The 21,065-nt window shown below is 58.2% G+C and carries 17 protein-coding genes, 1 tRNA gene and 1 riboswitch; of the genes, 3 read left to right on the forward strand and 15 right to left on the reverse strand.

Going from position 1 to position 21,065, the window contains the following annotated elements; genetic code table 11:
- Window positions 1-4: 4 nt before the first annotated feature.
- The 6 genes from CZ203_RS02600 to CZ203_RS02625 all read right to left on the reverse strand — a co-directional run bounded on the left by CZ203_RS02600 (window position 5) and on the right by CZ203_RS02625 (window position 6,350).
- Window positions 5-676: a GntR family transcriptional regulator gene (locus tag CZ203_RS02600; RefSeq protein ID WP_087064609.1), complete on the reverse strand. Its 672-nt coding sequence runs from the start codon at window positions 674-676 to the stop codon at window positions 5-7.
- Between the two features lie 156 nt (window positions 677-832).
- The gene (locus tag CZ203_RS02605) at window positions 833-1,534 is read right to left on the reverse strand and encodes a DUF1847 domain-containing protein (RefSeq protein ID WP_087064610.1); all 702 of its coding nucleotides are present in this window, start codon (window positions 1,532-1,534) and stop codon (window positions 833-835) included.
- A gap of 42 nt (window positions 1,535-1,576) precedes the next feature.
- Window positions 1,577-2,578 (reverse strand): ABC transporter permease, encoded by a 1,002-nt coding sequence (locus tag CZ203_RS02610; RefSeq protein ID WP_087064612.1) that lies wholly within the window; start codon window positions 2,576-2,578, stop codon window positions 1,577-1,579.
- Entirely contained in the window at window positions 2,568-4,070 is a 1,503-nt protein-coding gene (locus tag CZ203_RS02615) for a sugar ABC transporter ATP-binding protein (protein WP_087064614.1), read from the reverse strand. Before CZ203_RS02615 ends, CZ203_RS02610 begins: the two co-directional genes overlap by 11 nt.
- A 79-nt stretch (window positions 4,071-4,149) precedes the next feature.
- Entirely contained in the window at window positions 4,150-5,094 is a 945-nt protein-coding gene (locus CZ203_RS02620; protein ID WP_087064615.1) for a substrate-binding domain-containing protein, read from the reverse strand.
- Between the two features lie 83 nt (window positions 5,095-5,177).
- On the reverse strand, window positions 5,178-6,350 hold the full coding sequence (locus CZ203_RS02625) for an iron-containing alcohol dehydrogenase (RefSeq protein ID WP_087064617.1): 1,173 nt from the start codon (window positions 6,348-6,350) through the stop codon (window positions 5,178-5,180).
- A gap of 499 nt (window positions 6,351-6,849) precedes the next feature.
- Between CZ203_RS02625 and CZ203_RS02630 the strand changes: the two genes are divergently transcribed.
- The 3 genes from CZ203_RS02630 (at window position 6,850) to CZ203_RS02640 (ending at window position 10,854) form a co-directional block, all read left to right on the forward strand.
- On the forward strand, window positions 6,850-8,295 hold the full coding sequence (locus CZ203_RS02630) for an aldehyde dehydrogenase family protein (RefSeq protein WP_087064618.1): 1,446 nt from the start codon (window positions 6,850-6,852) through the stop codon (window positions 8,293-8,295).
- 513 nt (window positions 8,296-8,808) lie between these two features.
- Window positions 8,809-8,902, forward strand: a riboswitch (NiCo riboswitch).
- 97 nt (window positions 8,903-8,999) lie between these two features.
- A complete protein-coding gene (locus tag CZ203_RS02635) occupies window positions 9,000-9,899 on the forward strand; it encodes a cation diffusion facilitator family transporter (RefSeq protein ID WP_087064620.1) in 900 nt (299 codons plus the stop codon).
- 73 nt (window positions 9,900-9,972) lie between these two features.
- On the forward strand, window positions 9,973-10,854 hold the full coding sequence (locus CZ203_RS02640; protein WP_087064621.1) for a DMT family transporter: 882 nt from the start codon (window positions 9,973-9,975) through the stop codon (window positions 10,852-10,854).
- A gap of 42 nt (window positions 10,855-10,896) precedes the next feature.
- On the opposite strand, the gene CZ203_RS02645 is transcribed toward CZ203_RS02640, so the two are convergent.
- The 9 genes from CZ203_RS02645 to CZ203_RS02685 all read right to left on the reverse strand — a co-directional run bounded on the left by CZ203_RS02645 (window position 10,897) and on the right by CZ203_RS02685 (window position 21,055).
- Entirely contained in the window at window positions 10,897-11,859 is a 963-nt protein-coding gene (locus CZ203_RS02645; RefSeq protein WP_087064623.1) for a carbohydrate kinase family protein, read from the reverse strand.
- A complete protein-coding gene (locus CZ203_RS02650; protein ID WP_087064625.1) occupies window positions 11,856-12,722 on the reverse strand; it encodes a Cof-type HAD-IIB family hydrolase in 867 nt (288 codons plus the stop codon). Before CZ203_RS02650 ends, CZ203_RS02645 begins: the two co-directional genes overlap by 4 nt.
- Before the next feature lie 13 nt (window positions 12,723-12,735).
- Window positions 12,736-14,121, reverse strand: a complete 1,386-nt coding sequence (locus tag CZ203_RS15060; protein WP_087064627.1) for a glycoside hydrolase family 32 protein — start codon at window positions 14,119-14,121, stop codon at window positions 12,736-12,738.
- A 21-nt stretch (window positions 14,122-14,142) separates the two neighbouring features.
- Window positions 14,143-16,029 carry a PTS beta-glucoside transporter subunit IIBCA gene (locus CZ203_RS02660; RefSeq protein ID WP_087064628.1) on the reverse strand — a complete coding sequence of 629 codons (1,887 nt, stop codon included), beginning with the start codon at window positions 16,027-16,029 and terminating at the stop codon, window positions 14,143-14,145.
- Window positions 16,030-16,250: 221 nt separating this feature from the next.
- Complete coding sequence (locus CZ203_RS02665; protein WP_087064630.1) at window positions 16,251-17,231, reverse strand: LacI family DNA-binding transcriptional regulator; 981 nt, start codon at window positions 17,229-17,231, stop codon at window positions 16,251-16,253.
- A gap of 82 nt (window positions 17,232-17,313) precedes the next feature.
- Window positions 17,314-18,510 carry a YibE/F family protein gene (locus CZ203_RS02670; protein WP_087064632.1) on the reverse strand — a complete coding sequence of 399 codons (1,197 nt, stop codon included), beginning with the start codon at window positions 18,508-18,510 and terminating at the stop codon, window positions 17,314-17,316.
- Window positions 18,511-18,613: 103 nt separating this feature from the next.
- Window positions 18,614-20,182 (reverse strand): alkaline phosphatase, encoded by a 1,569-nt coding sequence (locus CZ203_RS02675; RefSeq protein WP_087064634.1) that lies wholly within the window; start codon window positions 20,180-20,182, stop codon window positions 18,614-18,616.
- A gap of 312 nt (window positions 20,183-20,494) precedes the next feature.
- A tRNA-Val gene (locus tag CZ203_RS02680) sits at window positions 20,495-20,571 on the reverse strand.
- A gap of 73 nt (window positions 20,572-20,644) precedes the next feature.
- Window positions 20,645-21,055 (reverse strand): SoxR reducing system RseC family protein, encoded by a 411-nt coding sequence (locus CZ203_RS02685; protein WP_087064635.1) that lies wholly within the window; start codon window positions 21,053-21,055, stop codon window positions 20,645-20,647.
- Window positions 21,056-21,065: the final 10 nt, after the last annotated feature.

Below are 21,065 nucleotides of genomic sequence, written 5' to 3' on the forward strand. Positions count from 1 at the left end.
CGCTCTAAACACGGAACAGATGGAAGAAATTCGGCGGATACTCCTGATCCAGCTTGTAAAACTGGAAGAAATGCTCCTCAATCAGTGTGTAGATGGACGCCAGGTTGCGTTCTTTCAAATATTTCACAAGCTGCCGGTGGTACTCCACCAGCCGCTGGTTTTCCTCATCTGAAAATGTGGAATTCACCTGGATCAGACGGATCCGGAGGCAAAGTTCCCGCTGGAATTTATACAGCAAGGGGTTTTTTGTGCATTTGGTAAAAGACAGATGGAACTCGGCGTCGGTCTCGATCTGGCGGAACACATCGCCTGACCGCTGCGCCTCTTCGCAGGCGTCTGCAAGCTTTGCGAGCTTGTTAAAGTCGGCCATACTGCCATGGTAGAGCGCAAGCTTTGCCGACATCATTTCCAGCGCGATGCGCATCTCGCCCATATGGCGCACATCGTCCTCCGAAAACAGCATAACCTCCGAATACCGCTGCGGGTAAATCCGCACCAGCCCGTCGTTTGCCAGCTGGTTGATCGCCTCTTTGATCGGGGTGCGGCTGATATGAAGCACGTCCGCCAGCTTTTGTTCCGCGATGCGGTCGCCCGGCTTCATTTCACCCGATAAAATCAGGTTTTTTAAATATTCGTAAACAGGCTGGCTGGCGTTAAAGCCCTGTTTGCCTTTCAATCCACATTCCCCTCTCCGATGGAAATCATAGTAAGTATATATTTTACACCTCAAAGCCTTGAAGGGCAACACTTTTTAGGCGGGCACCCAAAGAAGCAGGCACAAATGCACACATTTCCCGAAGTGCATTTGTGCCTGGCCCGCATCCATATACCGTTATTTCACATCAGGCAGCAGATCCGGATGGATCAGCGCGGGCTGTGTCGCAACGTCGGAAATATTGCCCGTCTGGCGCGTCGGCGGATAGAGTTTAAACCGCAGGTACGATTCCGACAGATACAGCGCCTGCACAGGGTTATGCCCCAGCACGCGGTCCTTCACCACAAGGTACGTGACGGGCAGGTTGCAGTTCTTGAGGAATAACGTATCGTGCCCGACGCACAGCCCCATGACGACAGCAAGCTCGCAGCCTGCGTTTTCCAGGAACTTGGCCTGCCCGATCGGGTTGCACGAGCCTTCCCACTCCTTATTGATCTGGTACTGCTCGTGCCCCAGCTCCTTTTTGGAGAATGTCCCGGCCTTGCAGCTCACCGTGTCCACCTTAAAACCGTTTGCCGTAAAAATCTTATAAGCGATACCCGCCTCCTGCTTAAGCCCAATACAGTGCGCGATGCCGATATGGTGGATGCCAAGGTTGGTGGCGAACTCCATAATCTCTTCCACGCGGGTGCGTTTGCAATAGCCTTCATATTCGGTCTGCACCGCGGCGTCGGCGATCTTTTTGTCCTCGCCAACGTACTGCGCCTTCGACCATTCCACCATATCGGTCTCCCTGCAAGGGCAATTATTCGGCAGCCCGGCCTGCTTTTCCGTGTTGCACGGGGTCTTTTTTGTACATAAACCGCAGCAATATGACATAATAAGCCTCCTATTTTTTCAGTGATGTTTGCAATTCCCGCCTTACGCGCGCTTCTTTTTAAAAAGGCGTTCCAGCGTTTTGTCCTTTTTCAGCGCGTCCACATAGACCGCGAATAAGATGATCAGCCCTTTGACAACGAGCTGCCAGTAATAGGACAGGTGCATCAGGTTCATGCCGTTATTGAGCACGCCGATGATGAGCGCGCCGATGATGGTGCCGCCAATCCTGCCCACGCCGCCGCTCATGCTTGTGCCGCCGAGTACGACCGCCGCAATCGCGTCCAGCTCCTGGCCGTCGCCCGCGGTCGGCTGCGCGCCGGAAAGGCGCGACGCCATGATAATGCCGGACACCGCCGCCAGCAGGCCGCAGATCGTGTAAACCGCGATTTCAACCTTGGCGATCTTGATGCCGGAAAACTTCGCCGCCTGCCGGTTACCGCCGACGCCGTATACATGCCTGCCGAACATGGTTTTGTTCAGCAGCACCGAGCACAGCACCATGGTGACCAGCATGATGATGACTGGGATCGGGATAATCCCTACATAGCCGTTGCCGATCTGGTTGAAGGCCTCCGCGTCAAACCGCGTCGGCTTGCCGCCGGTAAAGATATACGCAATGCCCCGGCCGATCGTCATCATCGCCAGCGTAACGATGAAGGGCGGCAGCTTGGCCATCGCCACAATCGTACCTGTGATAAAGCCAAAGAGCGCGCCGACCGCGAGGCCGACCAGGACGCCCAGCCAGAGCGGGCAGCCGTTCACAATGAGGATGACGCTGGAACAGCCGGACACCGCAATGATCGAGCCTACCGACAGGTCGATGCCGCCTAGCAGGATGACCAGCGTCATGCCAAACGCCACGATCGCGTTCATGGAGATCTGGCGCAGCACGTTGATCATGTTGACCCGGGTCAGGAACGCCGGGGAATTGATGGTGAAAATCACGCACAGCACGAGTAGCGCGATCAGGATGCCGGAGTTTTCACGCAAGTACTGTATTGCCGTGGCCTGCCGCCATCCGGCCTTTTTTGGTTCAAGATGCATCGTCTTTCCTCCCGCCTGTCGCCAGGATAATAATATTTTCCTGCGTCATTTCGTGGCCCGCAAGCTGTCCCGCAATGCGCCCCTCGTACATGACCATAATACGGTTGGACATGTTGATTACCTCGGGCAGTTCGGAGGAAATCATGATGATGGACACCCCCTCGGACGCCAGCATACTCATAATGTCGTATATCTCTTTCTTTGCGCCGACGTCGATCCCCCTCGTCGGCTCGTCCAGGATCAAAACGTCCGGCTTTGTCGCAAGGGCTTTCGCCAGCACCACCTTTTGCTGGTTGCCGCCGGACAGGTTCTGTACGGCCTGCTCCGCCGACGGGGTCTTGATGCGCAGTTTGCGGATGTACTCCGCAACCGTGCCCCGCTCCTGCTTTTTATCGTGCCGCAGGCCGCGGTACAGCTTGTCCAGGACGCCGAACACGATGTTGAAGCCCACGCTCTGGATCAGCACCAAGCCCTGCACCTTGCGGTCCTCCGGCACCAGGTTGATGCCGTATGAGAGCGCGCTTTGCACATTCGGGACGGTGATTTTGCTTCCGCGGTAATAGATTTCGCCGCTTTGCATGCGGTCCACGCCGAAGATCGTGCGCATCAGCTCCGTCCGCCCCGAGCCTACCAGGCCGTAAAAGCCGAGGATTTCCCCCTTGCGCAGATGGAAGCTGCAATCGACAACCTGTTTTCCGCAGTTGATATTCCGCGCCTCGAGGAGCGTTTCTCCCACCTCGTTATCCAGCGCCGCAAACATGTCGTTCATTTCACGCCCGATCAGCATTGTGACTAGGTCGTGGTAATTGGCTTCCCGCACCGGCAGCGACCCGATAAACTGCCCGTCCCGGAGCACCGTGATGGTATCCGCAATTTCAAAAATCTCCTCCATGCGGTGCGAGATGTAGATGATGCCGACGCCTTTGTCCCGCAGCGTGCGGATGGCTTCAAACAGCTTCTGGATTTCCCGGTCGGTCAGCGTGTCCGTCGGCTCGTCCATGACGATGATCCGGGCGTCCGCAGACAGCGCCTTGGCAAGCTCTACCATCTGCTGCTGCGCCACGGTCAGGCCGCCCAGCGAATCCCGCGCGCCGATTTGGATGCCGAACGTCGACAGCAGGCGGTCGGCCTCGTCGTTCATTTCCTTATCGTTGCAAAACAGCGCTTTTTTCTTTTCCTGCCCCAGGAAAATATTCTGCGCCACGGTCATGTTGTCGCAAAGGCACAGCTCCTGATGTACAATGCTGATCCCTTCCCGCTTGGAATTGTCGACGCTGGAAATATCCGCGGGCTTGCCGTCAATCCATACCTCGCCGGAATCCGCCACGTAAATCCCGCCCAGGATTTTGATGAGCGTGGATTTGCCCGCGCCGTTTTCGCCCAGCAGCGCGTGCACCTCGCCCCTCCGGACGGTGATCCCCACATGGTCCAGCGCTTTCACGCCCGGAAAGGTCTTGCAGATATCCTTCATTTCAAGCAGTGCAGCGTCCATACGCTACCCCCTTTCCATGTGATCCTTTTTCAGGCGGCACGGGCGCGCCCGGCGCCGCCTTCCCTCGTCCGTATGTCGCTTATTCCATATATTCGTCCGCGATATCCTGGTCGATGAACAGGCTTTCGATCAGGATTTCCTTGTCGACCTTTTCACCGGACAGCAGCTTGCACGCGGTCTCGCCCGCAATTTCTCCCATCTTTACCGGGAATTGCGCGGACGTGCCGACGATCTTGCCTTCGCTGGCCAGCCGGATGCCGTCCGCCGAGCCGTCGATGCCGTAAATGCGGATATCGTCCCGCCCTGCGCCGACGCATGCGTTATAGGCGCCTTGCGCCGTCAGGTCGTTGTAGCAGAAAATATCGGTGATCTCCGGGTTGGACTGCAGATAGTTCTCTACCAGCGGGAGCGCGTCCTCCACGGTCGGCAGGCAGTCTTCGCGGATGACGACCTTCATGTCGGGCTTTTCGTCCACAACGGAGAAGAAGCCTTCCATCCTCTTGCGCACCGCCTCGGAAACCGACAGGTCGATAACCGCGACAGTGGCCTTACCGCCGGTCTCTTCCACCATTTTGTCCGCAAGCAGCTTGCCGGCGGAGAAGTTGTCGGTCGCCACGGTGCAAGTGACAAGGTCTGCGTCCTCCGCGGGGATATCCAGGATGAACGCGGGGATATTGGCGTCCTTACATGCGAGCAGCGCGGTCTTGATACCCTTGCTGTCGACCGGCGCGATCATAATGACGTCGCATCCCTGCGCAATCATATCCTCCACATCGCTGATCTGCTTGCTGCCGTCATTCTGCGCGTCGATTTCCACAAGCGTATGCCCAAGGGGTTCGAGCGCGTTCCGCAGCCCCTCCCCCCAGTTGACAAAGTGTGGGTTGTTGGAATCCATATTGCTGTAGCCGATGGTATACTTTGGCGCGCCGGGGTCGCCCGCCGCGCTGTCGCCCTTACCGCAGGCGGTGAAAAGCACCATACATACCAGTACCAGCGCGGATAATCTAACCAGTTTCTTATTCATTGTTTTTCCTCCATTATTGCCTCACGTTTCAGTGGGCGGTTCGTCAGCTGGAGTGTGGGGACGGATTGCGCCGGCCTGCCCGCTTACCAGGCCTTCTTATAAAGGGCTACATAATCCGCATGGGTCGGGATGCGCGGGTTATTAAAGGTATTGCCGTCCTTGAGCGCAAGCTCCGCATACTCGGACAGCTTGGATTCATCCATGCCCTTGATTTCGGATAGGCGCGGGATGCCAATGTCCTTGGACAGGCGCGCGACGGCGGCGCAAACCTTATCGGCTATTTCCACCGTGCTAAGGCCGTCGGTATAGATGCCCATCGCCTTGGCAAGCATCGGGTACTTTTCAAGGCGCGCCACCATGTTGTACTCCATCACATACGGCAGCATCATCGCGTTGCCGACCCCGTGCGGGACATTGAGTTGGCCGCCGAGGATATGGGACAGCGCATGCGCCGCGCCAAGCCCGACCTGCTGGAAGCCCCAGCCCGCGATCACGTTGCCGAGCAGCACCGCACCGCGCGCCTCTAGGTTGCCGCCGTTCGCCACCGACTGGCGCAGGTTCCCGTAAATCAGTTCCACCGCCTTGATATTGATGAGGTCTGAAAAAATATTGGCGTTTTTGCTCAGGATGCCCTCGATCGCGTGCGTCAGCGCGTCCATACCGGTCGCCGCGGCCAGGCTGCCCGGCATGCTGGCCGTCATCACCGGGTCGACCAGCGCGACCTTTGCGAACGTGCCGGTGCCGGCGTCGCACAGGCTCATCTTCCAGTGGCGCTCCGTATCGGTGATGACCGCATAGGGCGTGACCGAGCTGCCGGTGCCGGCCGTCGTCGGGATCGTAATCAGCGGATCCATCGGGATCGGCGCAGGGTGCGTATTTTCACGATCTTGGTCATATTCCCGCACATGGCCGCCGTTTTTGAGCACCATGCCGATAGCCTTTGCGCTGTCGATGGAGCTGCCGCCGCCGACCGCGATAAAAGAGTCGCAGTGCGCCGCCTGATAGCGGTCGATGCCCTCGTGCACGATGACGTCCGTCGGGTTCCCTACGATTTTGTCATAAACTTCGTAGGAAAAGCCTTCCGCTGCCAGGCTGTCCGTAATCGTTTCAAGCAGGCCAGCGCCAATCACGCCTTTATCCGTAACAATGAATGGCTTGCTGCACTGCAGCTTCCGCAGTTCCTTGCCGACGCCCCTCGCGGCCCCCACGCCGTATTCTACCCGTACCGGCATTACATAGCTGAAACTCTTTAACATACCTTGCTCACGCTCACTTTCTATACCATTTTTAAGATACCTGACAAAACATTTACGGATTCCGTTTTGCTTGCGGTTGCGGAAACACGTGATCCCCCATATGCTTTGGCTTGCCGGATTTCATTATTACTTTTCATTTATAATAATCTATTTAATTTTATAATGCAATCTTATTTTAATAATATTTCTGCACAAATTTCATCAAAATATTTTGTAATATCCATTAATCAGCAGTATTTCAGAACTTTTTAAAGCCCTATCCTTCAATCTCTGCGTATATCCGTGAAATCTTTCACAATTCGCGGTGATTTGCATTATACTTTTATTAATTAAATTATATATTTTATTATTGCATTATAAAATGATTTGCAGTATACTGCAGTCAAACAAAGCACCGCCCCTCAGCATGGCCATAGCATCCCGGCAGCCGGACGCATCATTATTTACTTTATCCCCTTTCCCCGACAACCTGCTTTTAATAATGGAGGTATTTAGGACAATGAAAATGATCATCAATGGAAAGCGTGTCGACGCGGCCAGCGGCGAAACCGTAGAAGTATTGAACCCGGCCACCGGCGAGGTGCTGGATACCGTCCCGGTCGCCACCCAGGCCGACATTGAAGCCGCGCTTGACGCCGCCCGGCAGGGGCAAAAGGTATGGGCCAAGGTGCCGATATATGAACGCATCGCCATTCTCAAGCGGTTCCGCGCCTTGCTGGAGCGGGACGCGCTGGCGGTCAGCACCATGCTCACCCGCGAACTGGGCAAGCCGCTCACCCAAAGCACCAGTGAAACCGCATGCACCCTCAATATCATCGACAATTTCTGCGAATGCGCCCGCACGCTCGGCGGCGAAACCTACGTGCCGAATAACTTTTCGCACAGTACGGGTGGCGACCTTGTAATGACCGTGCGCGAGCCGATTGGCGTGGTCGCCTGTATCCTGCCCTTTAACTACCCGATCGAACTGTTCGTGCAGAAGGTCGTACCCGCCCTGTTGATGGGCAACGCTGTCGTAATCAAACCGGCGACCGATACCCCGCTTGCCAACATCCGGATGGCGGAACTGCTCCTGGAGGCCGGCGTTGCGCCCGAGGCGGTGCAGCTCGTGACCGGCAGCGGCGCCCGGATCGGCAAATGGCTATGCGAAAGCCCCAAGATCGACTGTATCAGCCTGACGGGCAGCACCGCCGTCGGTATCGAAACCGCGCGCAATGCGGCGGCCCATTTGCACGAAGTCGGCCTGGAACTCGGCGGCAACGACCCGCTTATCATTTTCGATGACTGCGACCTCGACCAGGCCGTGGCGGAAGCTGTCGGCGGACGCTTTGCAAATTCCGGCCAGACCTGCTGCGCCTCCAAGCGTTTTATCGTCCAGAACTCCATCAAGGAAGCTTTTACAGAAAAGCTGGTACAGGCGGTCTCTCAGCTCGTCGTAGGCGACCCCTTTGATGAAAAAACCTCTTACGGCCCCATGGTCAACCCGCGCGCGCTGCAGGACGTCATGGCACAGATCAAGCTGACCGTCGAACAGGGCGCAAAGCTGCTCTGCGGCGGCGAGGTTGTCAACAACGGCGTGAGCGTTGCGCCGACGGTGCTGGGCGACGTGACCCGCGAAATGAGCATCGCCAATGAGATGGAGATCTTCGGGCCTGTCTGGCCTGTGATTGGGTTTGACACCGAGGAGGAAGCCGTCGAGCTGGCCAACCATACGCCGTACGGCCTGTCCAGCGGCATCATCACGAAGGACATTTTCCGTGCGCTCCGCATGGCGCGCCAGATCGACGCAGGCGGCGTAGTGCTGAACGGCGCGGGGCTTTACCGCACGCCGGAACAGCCCTTCGGCGGGTATAAGTCCACCGGCATCGGCCAGGAGGGCGGCGCGCATACGCTGCTGTCCATGTCGCTCAACAAGACCCTCATCCTAAAGGGTGCTTTCTCATAACGTTCCCCTTCTTCTCTCCTTACAGCCGGGCGGGCGGTGCGTAACACTGCCGTCCGCCCGCAAACCAAACAACTTTTACAGCGCAATAAAAGCGACTATGATTTAAAATATCGGTACAAGCAATTAAAAACAGCGGCAAGCCAGGGAGGCTGCCGCTGTTTTCCTATGGCCGTCATCCATATCCGGATGGGTGTGATATCCTTTTCCCCCTTTGGGCGGTCGGCCGCCCCCTATGTGAGGGATTAATTTATAAACTGGCTAAATGCGCCGGCATGATATTTAACGGAACAAAAAGGCTGATGCACCGTAATATGAAACTGTGACATGCAATGCACGGGCTGGCTCTTGCGCGCGCAGATAGGGGAATATAAAAGCCCTTATCGGTATTCGCCCGCTTGCGAAGGGCAACGCTACTTGCCTTACAAAAAATGCACCTTGACTGCCTCCCCCCGCATATGTTAGAGTATAGATATCTCTTTGCACTGCATCGCGCCCTTTGGGGCGCGGATAATAGCGGTACAAACTGAGCAGGCGATGGGCTTAGTGATTAAGGCTCGTGAGGCCGGGCCGTTTTTGGCAGCGGATGCTGTGCATCCGCGGGACAGTATGTGTGTTCCGCGGGTGTATTTTTTTACACTTTGGCGGGGCACACACGCTGGAATGGAGTGCCATAGAGCTATCTCAGAATACTGGAGGTAACGAGTATGGAACAACATACCAACGAACAAATAGCAATGCGTGTATCTCTAATCACAGTTGTCCAGAACATGGTATTAAGCATATTCAAACTGGCCGCCGGCCTGCTTGCCCATTCAGGCGCCATGATTTCAGATGCGGTCCACTCGGCATCCGATGTGATGACCACATTCGTAGTCATGGCGGGGGTCAAGCTGGCAAACAAGGCATCCGATAAGGAACATCCATTTGGCCACGAACGTCTGGAGTGTGTGGCGGCAATCATCCTGTCCGTTATGTTAGGGCTGACCGGCCTAGCCATTGGATGGACCGGGATCGGGAAGATCCGGGCGGGCGGATCTTCCCTGGCGGTGCCTGGCGGCCTGGCGCTGGTTGCCGCCATCGTTTCCATCATTGTAAAAGAAACCATGTATTGGTATACCCGTGCGGCCGCAAAGAAAACAGGGTCTGGCGCGCTCATGGCGGACGCTTGGCACCACCGCTCCGATGCACTATCTTCCGTTGGCAGCTTTATCGGGATTTTGGGCGCCCGTATGGGCTTGCCGATCCTCGACCCCATCGCCAGCGTGGTAATATGCATCTTCATCGTCAAGGCGGCCGTAGATATCTTTCGGGATGCCATTTCCAAGATGACCGACCGTTCCTGCGATGATGCGACGATACAGGCGCTGCGGGATACCGTGCTCGCAAATGAGCAGGTATTGCGTATCGACCGTCTGAACACCCGTATCTTTGGGGACAAATTTTATGTGGAATTGGAAATTGGGATCTATGCCAACCTATCACTCTCAGAGGCCCACGATATTGCCGAGCATGTCCACGATGCGGTGGAACAGGATTTCCCAAAAGTCAAACACTGTATGGTTCATGTGAATCCTGCTGAGGAACATGTTGAAGCGATGACATAATACAAATTGGTTCTGCGCATCTTAAGTGGTGTCAGGCGCGATACAAATTGCCGCCGGAAGGAGACTGAAAAGCATGTCGAAAAAGAGCAAAGCCATTGCCTTCATCCTGCTCTCTGCATTCGGCTTTGCGCTGATGAACGCATTTGTCCGGCTGGCCGGGGATCTGCCCTTCACGCAAAAATCTTTTTTCCGGAATTGTATTGCAATGATTGCAGCCGCGATCGTACTGAAGCGCGAAGGCGTGGGCTTCCGCTGGCAGAAGGGCAATTTGCCCCTGCTCCTGATGCGCTCGGCCTGCGGTACGCTTGGCATCTTTTGCAACTTTTACGCGATCGACCATCTGCTGCTTGCGGACGCCAACATATTAAATAAGATGTCGCCGTTTTTCGCCATCCTGTTTTCACTTTTCCTGCTCAAGGAACGCGCCAATTTGGTACAGTATGCCGCCGTGCTGCTCGCGTTTGGCGGCAGTATGCTGATCATCAAGCCGGGCTTTTCCGCCGCTGTCTTCCCCGCGCTGGTGGGGCTGCTGGGCGGCGTTGCGGCGGGCGCGGCCTATACGGCGGTGCGCGCGCTGAGCAAGAAGAATGAATCCGGCGCGCGCATCGTATTCTTTTTCTCCGCGTTTTCCACGCTGGTGACGCTGCCCTTCCTGCTGTTTGATTTCCATCCCATGACGGCCGGGCAGGTGCTCTGCCTGCTGGCCGCCGGGCTTTCCGCCACGCTCGGTCAGTTTGGCGTCACCCTAGCGTACGCGCATGCGCCGGCGAAGGAAATTTCCGTATTCGACTATTCGCAGACGCTGTTTGCCGCGCTTTTGGGGTTTATGCTTTTCGGGCAGGTGCCCGACTGGATGAGCGTTGCCGGGTATATCGTGATCTGCGGTATTTCCGTCGCCATGTTCTTCTACAACCGCTCGCTGGAAAGCCGTGAACAGGTACAGGAGCAGCTTTGAGACGAAAAAACAGGCCGTGCCTATGTGGCACGGCCTGTTTTTTTATCCTGGCAGGACGCGTTGCAGCTCGTCCAGGGTCGCCATGACCGCGCCCTTTTTCTGCACGGTCAGGGAGGCGTAATACGCGGAAAATTGTAAGTACGATGCCAGTTGTTCGCGGGACAGCGCTTCCAGGCCGTCCGCGCGCACGCCGTCGCGTGTGAGCTGGTACAGGAAGGAGCCGATAAACGAGTCCCCGGCGCCCGTCGTATCCACGACCGGGACGGGCACGGGATCGGCAAACGCTTCGGCATGCGGCGTATAGACCGCCGACCCCGCCGCGCCTTTCGTAACGAGCAGCATCCGGCAACGCCCCCGGAACAGCAGGCTTGCGGCTTCGCGCTCGTCCGTACATCCGGTAACAAAGGCCAATTCGTCGTCCGACAGCTTCACAAGGTCGGCTTCGGGCAGGAACGCGCGGATCGCCGCCTGGCAATCCTCCGGGCGCTCCCAGAGCGGCAGGCGCACGTTGGGATCAAACGAGACCAGCGCGCCCGCCTGCTGCGCCAATGCGATCGCGCGCCGGTGCGCTGCCCGTACCGGCCAGTCGACCAGGTCGACCGAACAGAAGTGCAGCGCCGCGCAGCCGTCAAACATCCCCGGCACGATCTGCGACTCCTCCAGAAAAAGGTCGGCCGACGGATTGCGAAAAAAGGAGAACTCCCGGTTGCCGGTTGCATCCAGGGACACGAACGCAAGGCCGGTATTCGCGCGCCCGGTACGGAATACATAGGACGTGTCCACGCCGTTATCCCGCAGCACATGCAGGATGTGCGTCCCAAACGCGTCCTCGCCTACCTGGGAGACCATTGCGGCCTGCCCGCCCAGCCGCGCCACCGCAGCGGCGACGTTTGCCGGCGCGCCGCCCGCGACGCGCTCGAAATGGGTCACCTCGTCCAGCCGGCAGCCCTTTTGCTGCGGTACGAAGTCTATTAACAGTTCGCCGATCGCGACGACCTTCTTCATCGTGTCCCCTCCAAAATATACCTTTCAATCGCGCGCGCCACGCCGCAGGCCGTATAGCCGTCCGTCACGGCGTCTGCCGCCGCGCGGATGTGCGCGGCCGCGTCCCCCATGGCGACGCCCAGCCCGGCCATTTGCAGCATCGTCAAATCGTTGTCGCTGTCGCCGACCGCCATCACTTCATCCAGACCCATGCCAAGCTGCGCGGCCAGCGCCGCCAGCGCGCGCCCCTTGTGCACGCCTTTCCGGTTGACCTCCACGTTTTTAAGCGCCCCGCCGTACATGACGGACGGCGCAAGCTCAAATAGCCCCGTCTGCGCCAGCGCATCCTGCATCCGGTCGACCATATCAGGGTCGCTGTGGTACAGGATCGCCTTGATGAACGGTTCCGGCTCGCGCCCCAGCAGCGCCTGCCACGCCGCCGGCGCGCCGATAAACAGCCCCGGGTCGCACAGGGCTTCATCGACCGGATGGCCGCGCCCGCGCAGGGATGCGACAAACTTCCGGAACTCCCACCCATAATACAGCTTGTCCGCCGTATACAGGCACGGGTCGGCCTCAAAATCGCTGCAAATTTGCAAAATCGTATCGCATTGCGTGCGTTCGAGCGGCGCGGTATACACCGGCGCGCCACCGTCAAGCGGCCGCACATCCGCGCCGTTCGCCGTCACCGCCCAATCGGCCGGGGCGGCCAGCATGGCGCTGAAACGCCGTGCATCGGCCGCGTTCCGCCCCGTGCAAAGCGCGACCTGTACGCCCAGCCCCTGCGCCGTGCGCACGGCGCGGGCGTTTTCCTCCGGCACGCGGCTGTTTTCATCCAGCAGCGTGCCGTCCAGGTCAAGGGCGAGCAATTTATACTTTGGCATCGATATCCCTACTTTATCTTTGGATTTTGAGCGCGTCCAGTTCCCACAGCGCCGTTTCCCCGCCGCCCGTGACGGCGACGCCGCGCGCCGCTAAATCCGGATAGTACCGCGTGGACAGTACGGCTTCGCCGCCGTTAACAAAGACCTCCAGCGACGAGGTATCGGCCAGTATGCGGAGCGCGCGCACGTCCCCCACATTTGCAGTGCGGACGGTACGCCCCGCGCCGCCACGCGGCAACGACAAGGCCAGCCGCCCTTTTCCCCATTCTATCACGGCGCTGTCCCGGATGACAAGCCTGCCGTCGCCCTTTGGCCGGTGCTCCAAATCAAAGCAGCAGGCTTCCTCCGGCTCGGCAGGCCGCACACGCAGCGCTTCCAGCTCACGCGCCGGGTTGCGCAGCAGCTTTTCCCCGCGCCGCGTCAGCTCGCACGGCACGGTCAGCCCATGCTGCCAGCCGAAAGGGACGGTCGGGTTTTCGTAATCCGCGTCCGGCATGCCCATCCAGCCAAGCATCAGGCGGCGCGTGCCGTCCAGGAAGGTCTGCGGGGCGTAGAAATCAAAACCGCAGTCCAATTCGGTATAGCCGCCGAGGGCGTATTCGCCCCAGAAGTCGCCGTACAGCGGGAAATACCCACAGGAATAGACGTTTTGGAAGCGGTCCCCCTGCCGTGCAACGCCCTGCGGCGAACAAACCAGGAACCACTGCCCCTCCAGGCAGAACAAGTCGGGGCACTCCCACATGTAACCGAACGGTTCCGGCGTGGCCAGCGTGTTAATATGCGTCCAGCGGCGCTTATCCGGCGATGCAAAGACCAAAAGCTCGCCCCGGCCGTTCAGCGTGCGTGCGCCCTGTACCATATAATATGCCCCATCCTGCGCCCATACCTTGGGGTCGCGCACATGGCAGGTCAGGCCGGGCGGGTAATCGGCATTCGTCATGAGCAGCTCATTGCTCTCCACCGTCACGCCGTCGCGCGATATAGCGAGTGCCGTATTGTGCCCGCGCCCGGTTTTGATATAGTCGTGCGCGCCCGGCTGTTTGACGTTGCCGGTGTAGTACAGGTAGAGGACGCCGTCTTCCACCAGCGCGGAACCGGAATATACGCCGTGCACGTCCCACGGCTGATCCGGGTAGAGCATCGGCGGCAACTGTTCCCAGCACAGCAGGTCGCGGCTGCGGTAATGCCCCCAGCATTTGACCCCGCCGGTGGGGTCAAACGGGCCGTACTGATAGAACACGTGATACCATCCGCCGCATTTACACAGGCCGTTCGGGTCGTTCATCCAGCCGGCCGGCGGCATCAGATGGAAGCGGAGGCGGTAGGGGTCCTCCGCCGCGCGGCTATGCCGCTCCGCCTGCTCCACCAGCCGCGCCAAGTCGCGGTGCATTGCGTTCATTGCTTCTTCCTCCCTGCCCGTTCAGCGTGTCAGCGTCAGCAGCGCGCCCTGTCCGGCTTCCACCGCGCCGGACACGCCCTGTATCCCAGCAAAATCGTCCGGATTGGTCACGATTACGGGCGTGATGGCCTTGTAACCCGCCTGTTCGATCGCGGCAATATCAAATTCCAGCAACAGGTCGCCGGGTTTCACGCGTTGCCCCTCGGCGGCGTGGCCGGTATAGTGTTTGCCGCCCAGGTTCACCGTGTCGATGCCGACATGGATCAGCAGTTCCGCGCCGTTGTCGCACAGGAGGCCGACCGCGTGCCCCATGACGACGGTGACCGTGGCCTCGCACGGCGCGACGACCTTCCCTTCGCGCGGCCGCACGGCCACGCCTTTGCCGAGCACCTCGCCCGAGAACGCATCGTCCCCCGTTTCCGACAGCGGCACGGCCTCGCCGCTGACCGGCGACGGCACCACAAGGCCGCCGGAGGGCAGCGGCGCAGGCTCCGGATCTTCCGCAGGCGCGTCAGGCTTTGCCGGCTGTTCCTCCGGGATCCCCATGACCCATGCCAAGGCAAACGAAACGCCGAGCGCAATCAGCATGGCGATGATATACTGTACCGGGCGGTGCAGGTGCAGCAGAATACCGAAAATACCGGTTACGCCCGTGCCGGTCGCGCCAAGGTGCACAATCGAGGCATACAGCGCGCCGCACGCGCCGCCGAGCGAACCCGCAATAAACGGACGCAAAAACCGCAGGTTGACGCCAAAAATCGCAGGCTCCGTGATACCCATAAAGGCGGAAAGCGAAGCGGGCAGCGCCATGCTTTTGAGCTTCCTGTTGCGGGTCTTGAGCGCGACCGCCAGCGCCGCGCCGCCCTGCCCGACATTCGCCGCCGAGGCGAGCGGCAGCCAGAAGGTCAGCCCGTATGCGCCAAGCTGCCCGAGGTCGATGACCGTATACATATGGTGGATGCCGGACACCACCGTGGTGGCGTAAACGCTGCCCACAATGAAGGTGCCGATGCCGAACGGGATGGCGAGCAGCCACTGGATCCCGTTAATGATATTGTTTTCCACAAAGGTAAACACCGGACCGATGGCGGCCAGCGTCAGGTAGCCGGTGACGAACACCGAAACGAGCGGCGTAACAAACAGGTCAAGCATGGCGGGCACGACCTTGTGCAGCCGTTTTTCGATCTGGCACATGACCCACACCGCGATAATCACCGGGATGACATGCCCCTGGTATGCGACCAGCGGCACGTCGTACAGGCCGAAGAATACCGACTGCATGTTGTGCACGCCTTCGGTCGCCACCGTCCACGCATTCTGCAAATCAGGATGCAGCATGATCATGCCGATGACCGCGCCGAGAAACGGGTTGCCGCCGAAGACCTTGGCCGCCGAAAAGGCGATCAGGATCGGCAGGAACACATAGGCCACGTTGGAAAACAGCTTGGCGAATACAAACAGCGAACTGCCTGTATCCAGCGCAAGGTAGCCGTTGTTTACCATAAAATTGAGCGCTTCCATAATCCCCATCAGGAAGCCGGAAGCCACAATCGCCGGGATGATCGGTACAAAGATGTCGCCCAGGGTTTTGATGGCGCGCTGGAACCAGTTGCCCTTGCGGGCGGCCTGCGCCTTCGCTTCATCCTTGCTGACCGCCGCCGCGCCCGACAGCGCAATAAACGCGTCGTACACCTTGTTGACCGTGCCCGTGCCAAAGATCACCTGCAGCTGCCCCTGCGCTTCAAACACGCCCTGCACGCCGCCGGCATCCTCAAGCGCGTGCTTGTCCACCTTGCCATTATCCGCGATGACAAGCCGCAGGCGCGTGGCGCAATGCGCCGCCGAAACCACATTATCCTTGCCGCCGATGCAGCGAAGCACCTCGGCCGCCGTTTTCTGATAATCCATGCCCTTTACCGCCTCTCCTGAAACTTCAATGACTTATTTTATGAAATCGATTTCATTTTTTACGATCTTATTATAAGCTTTTGTCAAACGAATGTAAATCCACATACCTCAACAAAGTTCAGCGCCTGTTTTTGCGCATATCACCCAATAGGCGGGTTTAGTATGCCCAGGAAAACGAAAAAAAGCCGCCCGCTTTTGAAAGCGGACGGCTTTGCCTATTTTCAAACGGAATCACGTTTGCAGATTTCGTACCCCAGCATCAGTTGCTTTGTGCGGTCGATCCCCTGCGTGATGATCTCGAGCAGGGCGCGCGCCGCCTCCTCGCCGCTGGTCTGATAATAATAGTGCGCCGTGGTCAGGCGCGGACGCACCAGCTCGCTCAGGCGCGAGTGGCCGATCCCGACGATGGCCACGTCCTCCGGCACGCGACGGCCCAATGCCTCCAGACGGTTCAGTGCGCCGATCGCAATGGAATCGGTTGCACAAAACAGCGCGTCGATCGACGGCTCGCGCGCCAACAGGCGGCCTGCCGCCGCATATCCGCCTTCTATGGAAAAATCGCTCTGCTCCATCCAGCCATCCACGGCGGTCAGGCCCGCCTGCGCAAGCGCTTCCTGGTACCCCGCGCGCCGCGCCGCGCCCGCCGCCTTGTCGCGCGGCGTAACGCCGATATAGCCGACCGTGCGCCGGCCGCTTTCCAGCAGCAGCGCGGTCATTGCGCGCGCCGCGCCGCAATCGTTGTGATAGACGCAAGTCACGCCGTCCATCTGCTGGCCTGCCAGCACCACAGGCACGCTGCATGCGCGCAGCGCCTTCCGATGCGCGGCGGATAAAATTGTCGCGACCAGGATCACCCCGTCGACATTGCCCGTGCGGAACACCTCCAGGTATTCCAGTTCCTTTTCCACGCGGTTATCAGTGGTCGCGAGCAAAAGGCGGTAGCCCTGCTCTTCCAGCACCAAGGATATCCCCGCAACCACACGGCTGATAGACTCGGAATCAATGCGCGGCACGATCACGCCGATCGTGCGGCTTTTTCCCGTACGCAGCGTCTGCGCCTGCTGGGATGGCACATAGCCGGTCTCCTCGATCACGCGGCGGATGGCTTCCCGTTTTTCCGACGACACATACCCGTTGTTTAAATACCGCGAGACCGCCGCTTTGGATACCTTGGCACGCGCCGCGATTTCTGCAATCGTCATAACCATTTCCACCTTCCGCTTTGTTTTTCCCATTTTAACACGCGAAAGCGCCCTGCGTCAACCGTGCGATCCCGTTCTATTTTCAAGGATTGCTTCCCTTAGCCAAATCAGCCTGTCCCGCTTCTTCCTCCTCGTACGGCGCGCCCGCGCGTCGTCCCGTCAAAAGGAGCCCGGCGCACAGGGCGGTAAACGGCGCTACCGTTACAAGGCCAAAGGAACCGATGACGGTGTGAATCAGCTCGGCCGCGACGTATTTATAGTTTAGAATATTGTACAGCGGCGTACCCTGCGCCATAAACACCATTAGCAGCGCAATATAGCCGCCGGAATAGGCTAGCAGCAGCGTAGTCGTCATCGTGCCCATGGCGGCGCGGCCAACATTCAGGCCGCTCTTTACCGCTTCCCACGGCTTTATCCCGGGCTTTTTATCCACCACCTCCTGCACCGCGGAGGTGATATCCACGGACAAATCCATCACCGCGCCGGAAGCGCCCAGGAAAATCGACGCCATGAATATCCGGGTCAGGTTCAGATCCTGATAGCCGGCGTACAGCAGGCTTTCGGAATAGGACATCACCGCCCCGTGGATTTGGAACAGGTCGGTAAACAGCGCCCCCAAAATGCAGGTGACCAGGATCCCCAGGAAGGAGCCTGACACGGCGGCCGCGCACCGGCGGTCAAAACCGTACACTAGGGCGATAATCAGGAACGTCAGCAAAAGCGCCACGGCCAGCCCTACCCAGATGGGGTTCCACCCCTTGAGGTACAGCGGAATGAGGAGCTTCCACAAAGCAAGCACCGTCAGGGCAAAGGAAACGATCGCCCTGACCCCTGTGCGCCCGGCAAAGAGGATCAGGAACGCCATGAAACCGATGGCCATCACCACTTCCCAGTGCAGGCGGTAATGGTCGGTCATGGTCACATTGGTGATGGAGCCCCCACTGTAACTGACGACCACCATCGCCTTGTCGCCTACGGCAAATACCTTGTCCTGTTCCAGCGAGCCGTTGAGCATGTTGACTCCCGTCACGGTCTGGCCTTTGAATTTACCGCCCAGCAGTTCCAGAGTACAGGCCTGTTCCCCGGAGCGCACAAGCCCGGTGTCTATAATCGCAGAATCGTCCACCGCTAACACCAAAGCGGAACAGCGGTCTGCTTCCCGGTACTGTACCGCATCCTCATAGCCGGTAGGCAGCGCCAGAAGGATGCCGATCAGCACTGCGCAGACCAGCACCGGGGCGAAATACGCCAATTGTTGCCGGGTGAAAATTTGTCTCATGGATGAATCGCTCCTTTAAAAAAGTGGATAACGCAAGCCGCCCCCGGCCGTTTGGCGCAGGGGCGGCGCTCGTATGCTATATTCCCGGTCGAAGGATGCAGAATTACTTGACGTTCAGCATCTTTGCCAGCTTATTGTAGATCTCCGTATTGTCGTAGTACCCATTAAACATCCCGGCATTGACGCCCTCCGCCAATACGGCTACCGGCAGGCCGGTATGGGAGTACGAAGTGAAGCTGATACCGGACTTATTGTTCAGGATATGCGTGATCGTAACAGTCAGCGGCTCATACGTACCGTAGAGCACATATTCCTGCTGTTCGTACTTGCTTGCCGCGGTGCCGTTGATGCTCTTTTCATACGCGGCCTTGAGCTGCGACAGTTCATAGTCGGTAAGCACCAGCTTGTCGTCCGCCGCGCCTTGCTTTTTAAGGCCGAACAGTTTCTCGACGTCCTTCAGCACGTTTTCAAAAGAGGTCTTTTTCTCCTTATACGCAGCGACATAATCACTGTCGAACTTTGCAAAGGAAATCGTCTGGTTTTTGAGCAGGGTTAAATAGGTGTCATAGTCCGTGCCCGCAAAGCCGATGGTTAGGCCGCCGGTTTCATGGTCGCCGGTCACAAGGATGAGGGTTTCGTCTGCATGCTCCTTGGCAAAGTCGATCGCCACCTGTACGGCGTCGGCCAGCGCCTGGGTGTCATGGATGGAGGATGCCGCGTCGTTGGCGTGGCAAGCCCAGTCGATCTTGCCGCCCTCGCACATCATGAAAAACCCCTTGTCGTTGTCCAGCACATCGATGCCCTTTTCGACGTAATCGGCCAGGGACCACATCCCCTCCGTACGATCCAACTCGTACGCCATCGCGTCCGCATCGGCCAGGTTTTCGTCGATCAGGATGACCTTGCCGTCCGCAGCGGATACCTTCTCGGCCTCAGCCTGGGTGGTAACCACCTTATAGTTTGCCTTGCTTGCGAGATCGTACAGGTTCTCCTTGTCCCCGTCCGCGCCGGTGGGCTTCAAGAGGCCGCCGCCGGCAAAGTACTCAAAGCCGGAATTGACAAGCTCCTGGCCGATTTCATAGTAATTGGAACGGCTGGCCTGATGGGCATAAAAAGCGGCCGGGGTTGCGTGGTTGAGGTTGACCGAGGAAATAACGCCCACCTTCATCCCCAACTGCTTATGGATCTTTTCGGAAATGGCCTCATAAGGCACCGCACCGGTCTCGTCCACATTGATGGAACCGGAATAGGTCTTGTGGCCGGTGGAAATCGAGGTCGCGGTCGAGGCGGAATCCGGCGCAAAGGAATTGGAATCATAGGTTACTGCGGAACCGGCCACCTCAAAATTCATAAAGTTAAGGTAGCTGGGGCCGTCCAGCTTCGCGCCCTTGTTATCATCCAGGCTGGGTTGCGCCTGGAAATAGTCATTGTCCTTCAGCGCGCCTAAATAGTCGGCTGTAGACTGGATTTGGGGATAACTCATACCGTCGCCAATGAAAAGGAACACATACTTCGGCGCCTTCACCGCGCCTGTGGCAGCGGCCGTGTTGGATGCGAGGACGGCGCTGCTCGCCTGGGTGGCCGCCCCGCTATCTGCATTACCCGTGGAGCAGCCGGCAAATAGCGGTACCGCCATTGCCAATGCCAAAACTGATGCCAAAACCTTTTTCATACCTTTTTTCCTCCTGATAATTTGCGTTCTTAATCCTGAACAACTTTCATTTTATCGTGCAATTATCAAGTCTGTTACCGATGTTTTGAAAAAACGATGTAAAATGATTGCCATTTAAAAAGGCGCCATATAAAGAAACAGCCGCCCCAAAGGGACGGCAGGACAAACGGTTGCAGCGCCTACATGCTTCAAGAGGGCATGAAAAATCCAAAGGGGAAGGGCGATCACGCTTTTCCCCACCTTGTGCGGTTTTAAGCAAAAAAATAACCCGGACCCCTTTCCAATCGGAAAAGGGTCCGAGTTATTGAACTCTGGTGGAGACACGCGGGCTCGAACCGCGGACCTCTCGCGTGTGAGGCGAACGCTCTGACCAGCTGAGCTATGTCTCCGTGTGTTACTTTATTATTGTAACACATTTTTCCCAATTTGCAAGAGGTAATTTTGGATCATTTGCTGCATCCATCAGGAGCGTTTAATAATCACAAACGGCGTCGCGCCGCGGCTCTTGACCTGATGGTTGTACGCAATCGCAATCAGGATTCCCGCGACAAAGCCCGCCACGCCGGCCAGCGCCGCCACGCCTTCCCCCTGCCCCAGCACACGCGCGGCTGCGTAGAGCGCGATGAACAGGATCAGCGGGACTGCGTATACCATGATGGCGGCACGGAATACCGCCTTATTATCGCCCTCGATCGTAACCGTTTCCCCGACCTGCGCCCCTGCACGGTTGACCGCGCTGGCCTGGATGCGCTCTGTCGGCGCGCCGCAGCCGCCGCAGGAGGCGCAGTCGTGCCCGCAAGCGCTCTGGCGCTGGACTTCGATTTCGGCAAGGCCGCCCGGCAGCAGCTTCTTAACCACAGCTTTTTGCGTCATATCTATTTAT

It is taken from the genome of Intestinibacillus massiliensis (assembly GCF_900155735.1).
Classification (GTDB): domain Bacteria; phylum Bacillota; class Clostridia; order Oscillospirales; family Butyricicoccaceae; genus Intestinibacillus; species Intestinibacillus massiliensis.

Coding starts and splice junctions, on each gene's coding strand:
- CZ203_RS02605 (WP_087064610.1), bottom strand. CDS start 1,534: ATGTCATATTGCTGCGGTTTATGTACAAAAAAGACCCCGTGCAACACG.
- CZ203_RS02610 (WP_087064612.1), bottom strand. CDS start 2,578: ATGCATCTTGAACCAAAAAAGGCCGGATGGCGGCAGGCCACGGCAATA.
- CZ203_RS02615 (WP_087064614.1), bottom strand. CDS start 4,070: ATGGACGCTGCACTGCTTGAAATGAAGGATATCTGCAAGACCTTTCCG.
- CZ203_RS02620 (WP_087064615.1), bottom strand. CDS start 5,094: ATGAATAAGAAACTGGTTAGATTATCCGCGCTGGTACTGGTATGTATG.
- CZ203_RS02625 (WP_087064617.1), bottom strand. CDS start 6,350: ATGTTAAAGAGTTTCAGCTATGTAATGCCGGTACGGGTAGAATACGGC.
- CZ203_RS02630 (WP_087064618.1), top strand. CDS start 6,850: ATGAAAATGATCATCAATGGAAAGCGTGTCGACGCGGCCAGCGGCGAA.
- CZ203_RS02635 (WP_087064620.1), top strand. CDS start 9,000: ATGGAACAACATACCAACGAACAAATAGCAATGCGTGTATCTCTAATC.
- CZ203_RS02640 (WP_087064621.1), top strand. CDS start 9,973: ATGTCGAAAAAGAGCAAAGCCATTGCCTTCATCCTGCTCTCTGCATTC.
- CZ203_RS02645 (WP_087064623.1), bottom strand. CDS start 11,859: ATGAAGAAGGTCGTCGCGATCGGCGAACTGTTAATAGACTTCGTACCG.
- CZ203_RS02650 (WP_087064625.1), bottom strand. CDS start 12,722: ATGCCAAAGTATAAATTGCTCGCCCTTGACCTGGACGGCACGCTGCTG.
- CZ203_RS15060 (WP_087064627.1), bottom strand. CDS start 14,121: ATGAACGCAATGCACCGCGACTTGGCGCGGCTGGTGGAGCAGGCGGAG.
- CZ203_RS02660 (WP_087064628.1), bottom strand. CDS start 16,029: ATGGATTATCAGAAAACGGCGGCCGAGGTGCTTCGCTGCATCGGCGGC.
- CZ203_RS02665 (WP_087064630.1), bottom strand. CDS start 17,231: ATGACGATTGCAGAAATCGCGGCGCGTGCCAAGGTATCCAAAGCGGCG.
- CZ203_RS02670 (WP_087064632.1), bottom strand. CDS start 18,510: ATGAGACAAATTTTCACCCGGCAACAATTGGCGTATTTCGCCCCGGTG.
- CZ203_RS02675 (WP_087064634.1), bottom strand. CDS start 20,182: ATGAAAAAGGTTTTGGCATCAGTTTTGGCATTGGCAATGGCGGTACCG.
- CZ203_RS02685 (WP_087064635.1), bottom strand. CDS start 21,055: ATGACGCAAAAAGCTGTGGTTAAGAAGCTGCTGCCGGGCGGCCTTGCC.